Origin of the sequence: uncultured Pigmentiphaga sp. (assembly GCF_937950555.1) — a bacterium.
In the GTDB taxonomy this organism is placed as follows: domain Bacteria; phylum Pseudomonadota; class Gammaproteobacteria; order Burkholderiales; family Burkholderiaceae_B; genus Pigmentiphaga.
Window position 1 is genome coordinate 40,655 of the sequence record NZ_CALFCW010000010.1, and the last position, 14,603, is coordinate 55,257.

General features: G+C 61.3%; 13 protein-coding genes. 12 read left to right on the forward strand and 1 reads right to left on the reverse strand.

The features are described from left to right. The first annotated feature begins 158 nt into the window (after positions 1 to 158). A complete protein-coding gene (locus tag Q0319_RS01340; RefSeq protein ID WP_299450357.1) occupies positions 159 to 1,139 on the forward strand; it encodes a tripartite tricarboxylate transporter substrate binding protein in 981 nt (326 codons plus the stop codon). Beyond that, positions 1,136 to 2,140, forward strand: coding sequence for a transcriptional regulator GcvA (gene gcvA, locus Q0319_RS01345; RefSeq protein WP_299450359.1), 1,005 nt, complete (start codon positions 1,136 to 1,138; stop codon positions 2,138 to 2,140). The genes Q0319_RS01340 and gcvA overlap by 4 nt, the downstream gene beginning before the upstream one ends. Here the strand turns inward: gcvA and Q0319_RS01350 are convergent. Next, complete coding sequence (locus Q0319_RS01350; RefSeq protein ID WP_299450361.1) at positions 2,137 to 3,039, reverse strand: tripartite tricarboxylate transporter substrate binding protein; 903 nt, start codon at positions 3,037 to 3,039, stop codon at positions 2,137 to 2,139. The genes gcvA and Q0319_RS01350 overlap by 4 nt on opposite strands. A 256-nt stretch (positions 3,040 to 3,295) precedes the next feature. On the opposite strand from Q0319_RS01350, the gene Q0319_RS01355 reads away from it, so the two are divergent. From Q0319_RS01355 to Q0319_RS01400, 10 genes are all read left to right on the forward strand, one after another. Next, the gene (locus Q0319_RS01355) at positions 3,296 to 4,666 is read left to right on the forward strand and encodes an SRPBCC family protein (protein WP_299450364.1); all 1,371 of its coding nucleotides are present in this window, start codon (positions 3,296 to 3,298) and stop codon (positions 4,664 to 4,666) included. Then, positions 4,663 to 5,163: an aromatic-ring-hydroxylating dioxygenase subunit beta gene (locus Q0319_RS01360; RefSeq protein WP_299450367.1), complete on the forward strand. Its 501-nt coding sequence runs from the start codon at positions 4,663 to 4,665 to the stop codon at positions 5,161 to 5,163. The genes Q0319_RS01355 and Q0319_RS01360 overlap by 4 nt, the downstream gene beginning before the upstream one ends. A gap of 10 nt (positions 5,164 to 5,173) precedes the next feature. Further along, on the forward strand, positions 5,174 to 5,902 hold the full coding sequence (locus Q0319_RS01365; RefSeq protein WP_299450370.1) for a class II aldolase/adducin family protein: 729 nt from the start codon (positions 5,174 to 5,176) through the stop codon (positions 5,900 to 5,902). Positions 5,903 to 6,081: 179 nt separating this feature from the next. Further along, positions 6,082 to 6,735: an SRPBCC family protein gene (locus Q0319_RS01370; RefSeq protein ID WP_299450373.1), complete on the forward strand. Its 654-nt coding sequence runs from the start codon at positions 6,082 to 6,084 to the stop codon at positions 6,733 to 6,735. A 161-nt stretch (positions 6,736 to 6,896) separates the two neighbouring features. Then, entirely contained in the window at positions 6,897 to 7,826 is a 930-nt protein-coding gene (locus Q0319_RS01375; RefSeq protein WP_299450376.1) for a helix-turn-helix transcriptional regulator, read from the forward strand. A gap of 87 nt (positions 7,827 to 7,913) precedes the next feature. Continuing rightward, complete coding sequence (locus Q0319_RS01380) at positions 7,914 to 8,792, forward strand: xanthine dehydrogenase family protein subunit M (RefSeq protein WP_299450379.1); 879 nt, start codon at positions 7,914 to 7,916, stop codon at positions 8,790 to 8,792. A 9-nt stretch (positions 8,793 to 8,801) separates the two neighbouring features. After that, the gene (locus tag Q0319_RS01385) at positions 8,802 to 9,332 is read left to right on the forward strand and encodes a (2Fe-2S)-binding protein (RefSeq protein ID WP_299450382.1); all 531 of its coding nucleotides are present in this window, start codon (positions 8,802 to 8,804) and stop codon (positions 9,330 to 9,332) included. Further along, positions 9,329 to 11,695, forward strand: a complete 2,367-nt coding sequence (locus Q0319_RS01390; protein WP_299450385.1) for a xanthine dehydrogenase family protein molybdopterin-binding subunit — start codon at positions 9,329 to 9,331, stop codon at positions 11,693 to 11,695. Before Q0319_RS01385 ends, Q0319_RS01390 begins: the two co-directional genes overlap by 4 nt. 64 nt (positions 11,696 to 11,759) lie before the next feature. Then, complete coding sequence (locus tag Q0319_RS01395) at positions 11,760 to 13,229, forward strand: aldehyde dehydrogenase family protein (RefSeq protein WP_299450388.1); 1,470 nt, start codon at positions 11,760 to 11,762, stop codon at positions 13,227 to 13,229. 368 nt (positions 13,230 to 13,597) lie between these two features. Continuing rightward, complete coding sequence (locus Q0319_RS01400; protein ID WP_299450390.1) at positions 13,598 to 14,584, forward strand: tripartite tricarboxylate transporter substrate binding protein; 987 nt, start codon at positions 13,598 to 13,600, stop codon at positions 14,582 to 14,584. The last annotated feature ends 19 nt before the right edge of the window (positions 14,585 to 14,603 follow it).

Genomic DNA, 14,603 nt, shown 5'->3' on the forward strand with positions numbered 1-14,603 from the left:
AAGGGACCGGGGATGATCACCACCGGAGCCGGGCACTGCCGCCCAGAAAAGTATCAAAAACGTTCTGATTTCCAAATTTGGAACGATTCTTGCTTTGAGGTCCGCTGCATACGCCGTTGTTGATCCGCCTTTACCACCCTCTGAATCAGGAGTTGCGCATGGCAATACATCCTCTCTCGGTTCGTCGCCCCGGCTTGTCGGCTGCCACCCTAACTATCGCGCTCGCTGCTTCCGCGTCCGCGCAAGCGGCATATCCCGAACGCCCCATTACCCTGGTCGTCGCCTATGCGCCGGGCGGCGGCACCGACACCGCCGCCCGCCTCCTCGCCAGGGGATTGCAACGAGTCCTCAATCAATCCGTCATCGTGGAGAACAAGCCCGGCGCCGGCGGAACCATAGGCGCGGGCCACGTCATGCGAGCCGCGCCTGATGGTTATACGTTTCTTTTCGCGGACCCGGCTTTCGTCATCAACACCGGCTTGATGGCCAATGCGGGCTACGACGTCAAGGACTTCCTGCCTGTTTCGACGATTACCCGTTCGCCACTCGTGTTGAGCGTGCACATGGACGTCCCCGTCCAGACTCTGCCCGAACTCATCGCAACGGCGTTCAAGAAGTCGGGAGGGCTCAGTTACTCGTCGGCCGGCATTGGCACCACGCCGCACATGGCGGGCGAGATGCTCAAGTTCTATACAAAGGCCCCGTTCACTCACATTCCCTTCAAAGGAAGCGGGCCGGCCATGTCTAATCTCGTAGCTGGCCAATTGGACTTTTCCTTCTCGACCATCCCTCCCGCGAAATCGTTTATCCAGGCCAAGAAAATCCGCGCCATCGCCACGACCGGCCCCGAGCGCAGCCGCGACTTCCCGGACGTGCCGACCATAGGGGAAACGATTCCTGGGTTCAACGTTCAGTTCTGGACCGGTCTCTTCGCACCGGCCAATACGCCACCCGACATCATCCGGACGGTCAATGAAGCCGTCCGCAAGACGCTCTCAGACCCTGAAATCAAAGCCGCGATCGAGAAAAGCGGCGATACGCCCGCCTACCTGCCGACCGAACAGGTGGCCCAATTCGTCCGCGAAGAGCAGGACCGCTGGGGCTCGCTGATCAAAGAGGCGGGCATCAAGGCGGAATGAAGACGGCACCGCGCCTGCCACCCCTGAACGCGCTGCGCGTATTCGAGGCGGCAGCACGCCACCTGAGCTTCAAGAAGGCGGCCGAGGAGTTGCATGTAACGGCCGCCGCGGTCAGTCACCAGCTGAGCCAACTCGAAGCCTTCCTCGGCGTGCAGTTGTTTCGGCGTTTCAACCAAGGCATCGAGCTGACGCCCGCAGCGCGCATGTGCCTGCCCCGGCTGCAAGCAGGCATGGACTGCCTGCGGGAAGCCGTCGAGCAAGTCCGCATTCACGCACGAGCGCAGGTTCTGAAGGTCGGCTCGTCGCCCTCGTTCTCCATGCGCTGGCTCATGCCTCGCCTATACCGCTTCGCACTCGCTCGTCCCGACATCGACATCCAGATCTCCACGCGGGTGGGTCCGTTTGATCGCCAACGGGGCGCCCGGGCAGGGATAGGAGCAATCCATGCATGGGCTACAGAGGTCGACTTGTTATTGCTTTACGGAGCCGGCGATTACCCTGGCTTGCACAGCGAATGCCTATTCAACGTCAGCCTGACGCCCCTATGCAGTCCAGAACTCCTCAAGCGCCAGCCGCTGAACACGCCGGGGGATCTTGTCCATCACTGCCTGTTGCACGACGACAGAGAGTCCCTGTATGGCAATAAGTCTTTTTGGCAGAGCTGGCTCGAAGGCGTAGGAGTGGAGGGCATCGACACCTCTTCTGGCCCCCGCTTCACCCATGCGTTCATGGCCATTTCCGCCGCACTCGACGGGCTTGGCGTCGTGGCCACGACGCCTGTCCTTGCCTTGGACGAACTGTCCAAGCAAACGCTGATGGCGCCCATCCCGACCACTGTAAACCTTCGCACCGGATACTACGTCGTGGGCAATGACAAGATCGAGCAGAGGGAAGACCTATTCGCCTTCCTGAATTGGTTGCGAAGCGAGGCCGCGCAAACGGAGGCCGAGGTTGAGGCTGCACTTCCGTCGGCACCGAACAGGCGCGGCGAATTCGCTTAGTCGATCGAGAAACGCACCTGGGAAGCAACGCGCGTCCACCGCTCGACGTCGTTCTTGACCAATGCATCAAACTGTTCCGGTGTACCCATCAAGGGTTCCATGCCTTGCGCCGCTAATTTCTTCTTCGCAACATCGGTGGCCAGATATGCGTTGATCTCTTTATTCAGCTTCTCGATGATAGGGCGAGGAGTCGCTTTTGGCGCCAACACGCCATACCAGATGTTCAGGTCGATCGGTATCCCGCTCTCCATCAGCGTAGGGAGATGCGGCATGCCTTGCCAACGCTGTGCACCTGCCACGCTAAGGGCGCGAACCTGCCCCGACTTGATGAAAGGAATCAAGGAATTCGCAGCGCCGAATAGGACTTGCACCCGCCCGGCGATCACCTCAGGGACCATTTGGCTCGCACCTTTGAAGGGCACATGCACCATGGACGTGCCGGTCTCTGCCGCGAAAACCTCCGACGTCATGTGCATGATGGTGCCAGGCCCGGCGGACGCGTAGTTATAGGCCCCGGGCTTCTCCTTCAGTAGCGCGACCAACTCCTTGACGGACTTCGCTGGAACATTGTTGGAAACGACAAGGATCATCGGGATTTCCGCGACCATGGCCACGCCGGCCAGGTCCCGCGCCAGCCTAAATGGCGGAGCCTTCGAGGCTGCGTCCACGATGGCCGCCGAATTCGCCGCCATCAGAATCGTGTATCCGTCGGCCGGCGCCCGCGCGACGATGTCCGAGCCGATCAAGCCCCCGGCCCCCGGCTTGTTTTCCACCACGAAACTCTGGCCCAGTTTCGCCTGCAATTCGCTGGCGAGATCTCGCGCCAGGAAATCATTTCCACCTCCGGTCGCGAACGGAACAACGAAACGCACTGGCTTCGCGGGATAGGTTTCGGCCAAGGCCGAAACGGCGCTACAGGTAGCTAGAAGCCCGAGGACACATCTGCTCAGGAAACGAAAAAATTCATATCGCATGATGACTTCGCTCCGTGGTCGGTTGAACTCGACTGCCGTTGGATCACCGCCTGCGCCACCATTCTGGGCCAACGCTCGGGCCCTCTAAAGCGATTTTTTCTATCCCAGCAGTTAAGAAAATTTCATGCGCCACCGCTTCGGCCGGCCTATACCATTGACCCCATCTTTCCCAACGGAGCGCATGATGATTTCTCAGGCCTTGCGACAGAAACTGGAGAGATGCGTCGACGATCGTCCCGATGATGGAATCTTTCGCATACACCGCGATATCTATACCGATCCAGAGATCTTCGAGCTCGAAATGAAGCTGATCTTCGAGCGCAGTTGGAGTTTTTTGTGCCTGGAGTCCCAGGTTCCCAACGCGTGCGACTTCTTCAGCACATACATAGGCCGGGTTCCCGTCATCGTCAGCCGCGGCGAAGACATGAAGATCCGGGTATTCCTGAACACATGTCGCCACAAGGGCGCGAAGCTCGTGATACAGGAACAAGGGCGACGCAAGTATTTTCCCTGCCCGTACCATGGATGGTCGTATGACACCATGGGCCGCAACTTCACCATTAAGGCGGAAGCGTCCGGCCAATATCACGACGCATTCAAGGCAGCCGACCACGATCTGATTCAGATCGCCCGCGTGGAAACCTACAAAGGCCTTGTCTTCGGCTGCCTAACGCAGGACGTTCCCTCTCTGGAGGATTACCTCGGGGACCTGCGCTTTTTCGTTGATCTATACATGGAACAGAGCCCGAGCGGCATGGAGTTCATTCCTGGGCGTGCAGTCTACACCTACCGGGGGAATTGGAAGCTGCAAATGGACAACGGGATGGACTATTACCACCTTACGTCCACGCATTCGAGTTTTCTAGACATCCAGGCGAAGCGCCGAGACGGAAAAGGCAACCAGGCCGCCCGCCAGTTCGATTGGGCCAAGCGCGAAACGCAACGTGGCGGCACCTTCCTGTTCCAATATGGCCATGCGCTGAACTGGCTCAGCCAGCCCGAAGCAGAAAAGCGTCCCATTTGGCCGGTAATCGAAGAAATCCGCGCCCGCCTCGGCGACCTGCGCGCAGAGTGGATGCTACATCTGAAGAACTGCATCATTTTTCCCAATATGCAGATCGCCGACGCCACCTCGCTCCTCATTCGAACCTTCCGCCCCCTCTCGGTGGACGAGACCGAAATGCGGGTGTACTGCATGGCCCCCATCGGCGAGTCACCTGAGCGCCGCGCTTGGCGGATACGGCAATTCGAAGACTTCTTCAACCCCTCCGGGTTCGCGACGCCCGACGACACCGTGGTCTACGAAGACTGCCAAGCAGGCTATCAGAGCGGGGGAACGTTCCATCCCGGCTTCGAGTACGGGCAAGGGTGCGAGCGAGGACGCACCATTTTCCAGACATCGCCAAGCGATCTGGCCCGCCAACTGGGCATCCACCCGACCGGCTCAGTCGAGGGCGGCTTCGAACTCCAGCAGGAAATGTGCTTCCTATCCCCATACCGTGAGTGGCGACGCTTGATGTGCGAAGGGCTTGCCCAGGAGGAACAGCAATGATTCCGGAGGAATTGAAACGGACGGCCATCGATCTCGTCTACCTGGAAGCCGTGCTGCTCGACGAGCGCCGATGGACGGATTGGCTCGCACTGTACGACCCGAACTGCGAATTCTGGATGCCTATGTGGCGTACCGAAGAAGAACTGAACCAAGACCCCGATACAGGGCTTTCCCACATTTACTACAGCAGTCGAGCCGGGCTTGAAGATCGCATCGCCCGCATCCGCTCGCGGAAATCGCCGGCATCGTCCCCCTTGCCTCGCACGACGCATATCATCGGCACGCCGCTACTGGAGGAAGGTAGTCCAGAGCACTGCGTAGTACGCACAAGCTGGAGCTGCCACGTCGTCTTTCCGCGCCGCCGGGATCCCCACGCCTTTTTCGGTTCGAGCAAGTATCACCTGCGCCGCGTCGATGATGGGTGGCGCATCTTCCGCAAGCACATCAAATTGGTGAACGACTACATCCCCACCATGCTAGACGTCTATTGCGTTTGAGGATATTCCCATGACACAGACAGAACGTGAACAGCGGATCCACCTGGCGGCCTGCTACCGGGTGCTCGCCCACCTCGGCGTAGAAGACCTCACCTACAACCATCTTTCCTTGCGCGTCAAGGACGAACCCGACACCATGCTGATCAAGCAAGGAACGGAAATGTTCTGCGAGGTCACCGCCTCGTCCCTGCGCAAATACCGCTTCGACGGCACGCCCATGGACGGAGGCCCGCCATTGGTAGGCGGAAGCCTCGTCATTCATGCAGGCATTCTCCAAGCCAGGCCCGACATCAACGCCGTCTTCCACACCCACACGCCGGCCAACATGGGAGTCGCCTCGCAAAAACACGGACTATTGATGATCAACCAGCATGCCGTGAAGTTCTACAAACGCCTGGCCTACCACGATTTCGGCGGGTATGAATTCAATATGTCTCAGCGGGCACCGCTGCTTGCAAGCCTGGGAACGCATCGCGTCGCCCTGCTCCGCAATCACGGCGCCCTGGTATGCGGACGAACGCTTCAAGAGGCGCTCGTCGACCACAACTACCTAGAAATGGCCTGCCGGGGGCAAATCGCCGCCTTGGCCGGCGGCGCGCAGGTCTATCTCATTCCGGACGAAGTCGCCGAGTTCGGGGCATCCCAAATCAACGTCGAGGACCCTGCTGCAAGCGGTGCCAAAGATTGGGCCGCCTGCCTGCGCCTGGCCTACCGGCTGGACCCCGGGTTCGCAAATTGAGCGGGCGGCTATCCCAGCCGGAACATCCAGAGCGTCGAAGGCTGCCATATTGCCCTAATTTGCGGGAATGTGCTTTTTTTGGAAAATTGATTTTTTTTGGGAACACCCCTTACAATTGGGTGGAGCGCTGCCTCCCCTGGTCGTATGCGCCCATTCCCAGACTTCCCCGAGGACCTTCGATGAAGTTCAACAACCGATTCAACGTCTCCCTGCCGCCTGAACAAGCCTGGCCATTATTGATGGACATCGAGCGCATCGTTCCTTGCATGCCGGGCGCGGAGCTGGTTGAAATCGTCGACGACAAGACGTTCAAAGGCAAGGTCTCTGTCAAGCTGGGTCCCGTGGCGCTGACCTTCCTATGCACGGCGGTGTTCGAAGAGATCGACCATGCCGCACATCGCGCCCGGCTGAAGGCGCAAGGGTCTGACGCAAAAGGGCGCGGGAACGCCAATGCGGTCATCGCCTTTCAACTGGAGCCTGCCGGCCAAGGAACGCTGGTAAGCATCGACACGGACCTCAACCTTTTCGGGGCCGTCGCCCAGTACGGCCGGGGCGCCGGCATGATCGAAACGCTGGCGAACCAAATCATCTCGCAGTTCTCCAAGAACCTCGAGGGCCAGATCCCGCACCTCGTCGCCGCGGGAGATCCAGCGCCCGCACCGTCGGCACCCGCTCCTTCCGGCGTGCCCCCGCAGGCTCCAGCGGGGGATGCCGTGCCCGCGCCGGCTCACCGTCCCCCGCCCGCCCCTGCGCCGGCCAAGCCCATCAGTGGCTTTTCCCTGCTCTTTTCGACGCTCTGGGCGACGATACGGGGCTGGTTCCGCAAGGGCTGACCGTACAAAAAAACGCTTTGAACCCACTGCGCGAATATCCCGGCGAAAGGCGGCGTGAGTGCCGAAAACCGCATGCATTGTAAGATGACGCCTTCGCCGGCGGCCATCGGATGCCGTCGTGCAAAAAGAGTCACGCATCGACAAATAAAGGGACGGCTTACATGGGTCTGCAATATGAAGATATAGGCAGGCGGCTCAAAGCATTCCGCCTCGCATCCGGATTGAGCGCAGACGAAATCGCGCAGCGCATCGGCATTTCGCGCACCGCGCTGTATCGCTTCGAAAAGGGAGAGCTCGCCAAAATCGAGACGCTCGAGAAGCTATCCGAACTGCTCGACGTTTCCATGCCTACGCTGCTCGGGGTTGGCATGGAGTACATGCCCTCGGCGGTGAGCTACTTCGAGCGAACCCGCCAGCTGGAGGAAAAAGCCGACCAGATCATTGTGCTGGCCGGGCCTATTTCTTTCCTGCTCGCCTCCGACCAATTCGAGGTCGCGCTCGAACAAGTATTGCGCGAAAGCGTGCCCGACGATGCCCCTCGGCGTGATCGCACCCTTGCGGACGTCGACGCTATCATGGAAATCCTTCACGCTCGCAAACAAACTTACAAGCGACGCCGCCCCAGCATCGTCAACCTGATGTCTAGCGTCCAGATCGAAAAATTCCTCACCAACGGACTGATCGGCCGACGCCCCTTGACAGAGAGTAAACGCGCCAAGCGGTTGGAGATCGCGCGGCAGGAAATCGAACACTTCGCCACCCTGATCGAAGAGAACTCCATGGGCGTGCAGATCGGCGTGGTTTGCGACACGCTGCCGCATAACGGTTTTCAGATCTTCCGCGAGAACGGCAAGCGAACGATCACCATCAGCCCGTTCCGGCTGGGCGAAGACCCGAACATCCGCGTGGGTGTCGCGATGGCCACCTCCGCGCCCGAAGCCATCGCCCTGCATGAAAACATCGTGAATGAGGCATGGCGCACCGCACTCAAGGGAGAGGCTGCCGCCAAATACCTGAGGAACCTCCTCGATCAGCATAAGGCGGAAACGAGCGCGGTCCCCGCGCCTCGCCGGCGCGCTCGGGCGGGCTAGGGGCTATCCCTTAATACATTGAAGCCGTACCAAAATAGGAATAAAATTCCAAAAATATTATGACCGCGCCATCTCCGTGAGATCACGATGAAACCGCCAGTCTTCAAGTATCACGATCCGCATACGCTCGAAGACGCGCTTGGACTCATGGCCACACTGGAGAATGCGCGGCCACTTGCGGGCGGCCAATCGCTGATGGCAATGATCAACATGCGGTTCGCCTTCCCCGACCACCTCGTCGACCTGAACCGCATCCCCGAGCTAGCCGGCGTCGTCGACAGCTCGAGCTCGTTGCACATCGGCGCCATGACCCGCCAGCGCGACCTGGAGTTCTCGCCCGTGGTGACCCAGAAGCTTCCGCTCATGGCAGAAGCGCTACGCCATGTCGGACACCGCCAGACGCGCAACCGGGGAACCATCGGAGGGTCGCTATGCCAGCTCGACCCTTCGGCCGAGCTGGTCACCGTGTCGGCCGCCTACGATGCGGTCGTGGAAATTGCGAGTACCCGGGGACGGCGCGAAATTGATTTCGGCGATTTCCCGCTCGGCTACATGATGCCCAACGTCGAACCCGACGAGCTGGTGGTCGGCGTGCGCTACACCCCCTGGCCCGAGGGGCACGGCGCGTCCTTCGTCGAGCTTGCGCGGCGCCATGGCGATTTCGCCATCGTGTCCGCCGCCGCCATGCTGCTGCTCGACAGTTCCGGAAAAATCAGCCGCGCCAGCTTGACGCTTGGCGGCGTGAACTCGGCGCCCATACGCATGCGCCAGGCGGAACAATGGTTGATCGGACAGGTACCTTCGCCCCCCACGCTCGGCGAAGCGGCCGAAGCCTGCCGTGACGTCGACCCCATGGACGATGCATTCGTCAGCGCCGATTACCGGCGCCAGGTAGCGGTTGTCATGATGCGGCGGGCCCTCGGCTCGGCCGCCGAACGCGCCCGTGCAGCCCACGAAGCACAGTAAGGAACGGTGATGCCCCCTTCTTCGCTCGACGACGATCTCGATGCAGACGTGGAACAGACGCGCATCATCAGCGTGACGGTCAATGGCGTCACGCACACCGCCGAGGCTCCCGTGCGCAAGACCCTCGCGGACTTCCTGCGCCAGCAACTGAAACTTACAGGCACTCACATCGGCTGTGAGCACGGCGTCTGCGGAGCCTGTACAGTATTGGTGGATGGCATGTCCATGAGGTCCTGCCTCATGCTGGCGGTCCAGGCACATGGGCACGACATCACCACGATAGAGGGCCTGGGCGAAGCCGACGGCGAACTGCACCCGCTACAGCGGGCCCTACACGAAACGCACGGGCTGCAGTGCGGTTTCTGCACGCCGGGCATGCTCCTCACGCTCAAAGAGCTGCTCGACAATAACCCCGCGCCGACGGAAGAGGAAGTTCGAGTCGCCATCTCGGGGAACCTATGCCGATGCACTGGCTATGACGGCATCGTCAAGGCGACCCTGCTAGCCGCCGAACGGATGCGCAAGGAGGGCGCCGCATGAAAGGCAAGACCTTCGGACAACCGGTAGGACGCATCGAAGACGCCAAGCTCCTGACTGGGCGCGCTCGGTTCGTCGACGACATCGATGCTCCTGGCATGCTGCACGCAGCGTTCGTGCGAAGCAGCCACGCGCACGCCAAGATTCGTTCCATCGACACGTCGGCCGCTGCCGCGGCGCCGGGGGTATTTGCCGTCCTCACGCTGCAAGACATCGAGCCGCTATTGAAAGAAACCCGGCTCATCACCGCGCTGCCCGCGCCCAACATCAAGCTCGACCTGCACCGCCCCATCCTTGCCCAGGATGAGGTCGTGCACGTCGGCGAGCCCATCGCGCTGGTGCTGGCGCAAGATCGCTACAAGGCCGAGGACGCGGCCACCTTGGTCTTCGTCGACTACGACCCGCTCCCGGTCGTGACGGACTGCGAGGCGGCGCTCGCGCCGGACAGTCCCGTCGCGCACAGCTGGGCCGAGCAGAACCTCGTCACCGAGCTGCGCCTCGCCTATGGCGACGTCGATGCTGCGTTCTCGTCCGCGCCCCATATCTACCGAGAACGCCTGTCCCAGCACCGCGGCGGCAGCCATTCGATCGAATGCCGGGGAGTCGTCGCCTGCTACGACGAACTCTCCGACGTCCTGACGATGTGGAGCTCGACGCAAACGCCGCTGGCCGCACGGCAGTTCCTGTGCGACCTGCTAGGCCGCGGCCCGGACCAGGTCCGGGTCATCACGCCAGACGTCGGCGGCGGGTTCGGACCGAAACTCGTTTTCTACCCGGAAGAAGCCGCGGTTTCGACGGCCGCGCTGCTGCTCAAGCGCCCCGTCAAGTGGATCGAGGACCGCCGGGAGCACTTTACCGCCACCACCCAAGAACGGGACCAGATCTGGGACGTCGAGATAGCCGTCGACGACGAGGGCCGCATCCTCGGCGTGCGAGGACGTGTCGTGCACGACCATGGGGCTTATTCGGCCCGTGGCACCAACGTTCCCTATGGATCGGTCGCCGCCATGCCGCTCGCATACGTCATTCCGGCTTACTGCATGGACGTGAAATGCGTTGCCACGAACAAAGTGCCGGTCACGCCCGTGCGGGGAGCAGGCCAGCCCCAAGGCGTGTTCGCAATGGAACGGCTGATGGACCGCGTGGCACGCGAACTCAACCTCGACCGCGCCGAGGTCCGTCGGCGCAATCTCGTCCCGCCCGAACGCATGCCCTATTCCACTCCCCTGGTTACCCGAGGCGGCATGCAGGTCATACTCGACAGCGGCGATTATCCGCGCTGCCAGGCCATGGCGCTCGAGGCGATTGGCTGGGAAAGCTTCCCCGAACGACGCGCGGCGGCACGCGCCCAAGGCAAGCGCCTTGGACTCGGGCTCGCGAACTCCGTCGAGGGAACTGGCCGTGGCCCGTACGAACAGGTACGCGTGCAGGTAGGAACCGACGGCAAGATTCACGTTTATACGGCTGCGGCCGCCATGGGCCAGGGCCTGCATACCATGCTGGCCCAAGTCGTAGCCGAGCAGCTGGGCGGCAATATCGACGACGTCGTCGTCACCGCGGGCGACACGGCCCGGGTATCGCTGGGCTTCGGCGGGTTCAACAGCCGGCAAGCCGTCATGGCCGGCAGCTCCGCGCACAAGGCAGCGATTAAAGTGCGGGAACAACTGCTGGCCGTCGCCGCCTCGGTTTTGAAGGTTCCACAGCAGGACCTGCGCATCGAAGGCAACGCGGTGGTCGCCCCCTCGGGGGAGAAAACGGATTTTGGCAGGCTGGCCCGGGCCTCCGCGGGCATGGCGGGCTTTTACCTTCCGGCCGGCACGCCGGGCATCGAAGCCACGGAAGCCGTCACCATCGACCTGATGGCTTACGCCAACGCGTCTGCCGCGGTGGAGGTCGAGGTCGACGACGAAACAGGCACCGTCACGTTGCGGCACATCGTCTTCGCGCACGACTGCGGCACAGTCATCAATCCCAAGATGGTCGAAGGCCAAATACTGGGCGGCATCGCCCATGGCATCGGCAACGCCCTATTCGAGCACATGGCCTACGACGACAACGGCCAGCCCCTTACCACGAATTTGGCCGAGTACCTGCTCGTGACGGCCACCGAAATGCCGCCCATCACACTATTGCACCTGGAGTCCCCCTCGCCGCTCAACGAGCTCGGCATCAAGGGTTGCGGAGAAGCCGGTGTCCTTCCCATTCCAGCCGCCATCGCTTCGGCCATCGAGGACGCACTCTCCGACTATGGCGTTCACATCGACCGCGTACCCGTCTCTCCGGTGGAACTGCTCTCTAAGATCGAAGTGGCCCGTAAATCCAAGCTACGCGACGCGCTTCCGGAAAAAGAGGGGATTCCGGCCTGATCCAATCCACGGCGCCCCGCCGATTCCCGTCCAAACCCGACGTTAAGCTCTTGGAGAGCAGCTCATGAACGCACACACCGGCTCCGTCATCCCGCGGGCCAGCGGTCACTTCTACGATGGTCGCTGGCATGCGTCGGCGAGCGGCCGCAGCTTCGCGGTCGTCAACCCGGCCACTCAGGCGCTGCTTGGAACCGTCTCCAATGCCTCGGCCGAAGACGTGCATGCCGCCGTCGAATCCGCACGCAAGGCCTTTCCCTCCTGGCGCCGCTTGCCCATCTTCGAAAGGGCCGCCCTGTTGCGCAAAGCCGCGGCAGCATTGCGCGAACATGACCGGGAACTCGCGCTACTAGATGCACTGAACTGCGGCAACCCAGTCTCTGAAATGGTGCACGACGTACACGCTGCGGCGGCGATGCTGGAGTATTTCGCCGGGCTCATTCCGGAGATCAAGGGTGACACCATCCCCATGAACAATGGTTCTTTCAACTTCACCGTACGAGAACCATTGGGCGTGGTCGCGCGCATTTACCCCTCGAACCACCCGCTGCTGTTCGCCGGCTCCCGTATTGCCGCCCCGCTCGCGGCCGGCAATACGGTCGTCGTCAAGCCGCCCGAGCAGGCACCGCTATCTTCCATCCGCATGATGGAACTGTTCGCCGACATCTTTCCCGCGGGGGTGCTGAATTGCGTCAACGGCGACCGCGACGCCGGCGCGGCGCTGGTCTCCCACCCGCTCGTCGCGAAGGTTGCACTGACGGGAGGAGAGCAAGCGGGCAAAGCCGTCCTTCACGCCGCAGCGGATCAGATCAAGCCGACGCTGCTCGAGCTCGGCGGAAAAAATGCCCTGGTCGTCTACCCCGACGCGGACATGGAAGCTGCCGTGAGCGGAGCCGTGCGGGGCATGAATTTCCTCTGGGCGGGCCAGTCGTGTGGATCGACGAGTCGCGTTTATGTCCATGAGAGCATCCACGACGCGTTTCTCGAGCGCTTCGTCGCCGGCATCTCGGCAGCGCACCGGCCTGGCCTGCCGGAAGACCCGGCCACCACAATGGGCTGCCTCGGCCACAAGAACGCTTTCGACAAGACCATGTACTACATCGAAACAGCCTTGGCCGAAGGTGCACGCCTGGTCTTAGGCGGCAAGCGACCGGACGATCCCAGACTCGCCAACGGCTGGTTCGTCGAGCCGACCGTATTCGCCGACGTTCGCTCCGACATGCGGGTAGCGCAGGAAGAAATCTTCGGCCCTGTCGTCGTCGTCATCAAATGGAGCGACGAGGACAAACTCATCGAAGAAGTCAACGCGCTGAATTACGGCCTGACCTGCTCGATCTGGACACGCGATCTGGACACGGCCATTGCCGCCGCACACCGCGTAGAAGCCGGTTACGTATGGATCAACGGCTCCAGCAGTCACGCCATCGGCGCTCCATTCGGCGGCTACAAGCGTTCCGGCCTCGGACGCGAAGAATGCCTGGAAGAGCTATTCGAATTCACCCAGGTCAAGAACATCAACATCGCTCGCCGACCTTAGCTCCACGCCCTGGGCGCCAGAACAGATACCATAGGCCGGATCCGGCGGGGATCGGGGCACCTTGAAACCCCAATCATTTTTTCCGATCAGCTCTGCCCAATTCATCAACGCGCCTTAACAATTCTCCACCGGGGTGCGCCCCCGCCCACCAGGCGCCTCCCCCTATTTCTCCTCTTCCGCGCTCACCTGGAACGGCGCCGCGCAACCAGGCACCTTCTCCCCATCTTGCTTTCCTCAGTCCAGACTCATCGTCTTATCTGAAACAACAAAATCACAACCTTTACAGTGTTCAAAAAATGGATCATTATCTTTTTTCGTTCCTTTAATGGCACAAAACCCATTATCAACACACTGCTGGGGATCGTGATATGAATGGCAAGGCTTGTGCTGTACTCCTCGCGACCACCTTTCTCTCTTTCGCGGCGCCGCATACCGCACAGGCCGAGGACAATTACCCATCCCGTTCGGTGCGCATCATCGTCCCCTTCGCCCCGGGAGGAGTCGTGGACGTAATGGGCCGCATCCTGGCCCTCAAGCTGACCGAGGCCACCGGCCAATCGTTTTATGTCGACAACATTGGCGGCGCAGGCGGCAACATCGGCGCCCGAACGGCCGCAGGCGCCCCCAAGGATGGCTACACCATCATGGTCACCAGCTCCAGCTTTGTGGTGAACCCCAGCCTCCAAGCCAAGGTCCCCTACGACCCGGTCAAGGATTTCAGTCCGATCACCATCGCGTCCGCCTCGCCCAACGTGCTGGTGGTCAAGGCGAACCACCCAGCCAAGAGCGTGAAAGAACTCGTCGAGGAAATACGCAAGACGCCAGGCAAGTTCAGCTTCGGATCGGCAGGAATTGGTACCACTCCCCATCTTTCGGGCGAATTATTCAAGCAAAGCACCAATGTGGACATCATCCACGTGCCGTACACCAGTGCCGGTCCCGCTTTGCAGGCAACCATAGGCGGCCATACCCCGGTCACGTTCTCCGGCCTGCCTCCGGCCGTTCCTCTAATCAAGAACAAGGAGCTCCGCGCACTGGCCGTGACCAGCGCGACGCGCGTCAGCGCCTTGCCCGACGTTCCCACCCTCTCGGAAGAGGGTTACCCGGGCCAGGAGGCCGATACGCTGCTTTTCGTGCTGGCGCCGGCAGGCACGCCCACGGACGTCATCACCAAGCTCAACCGTTTGCTCACCAACATACTGCGTACGCCCGACGTGCAGGCCAAATTCGAAGAGCTCGGCTTTACTCCGCTCGCCACCAGCCCCCAACAGTCTGCCGATCGCATGCGGGAAGAAATCGCCAAATGGCGCACGGTCATCGAGCGTGCCAACCTGCGCTCGGTCGCGACCAACTGACCTGCATCAATCGGACGCT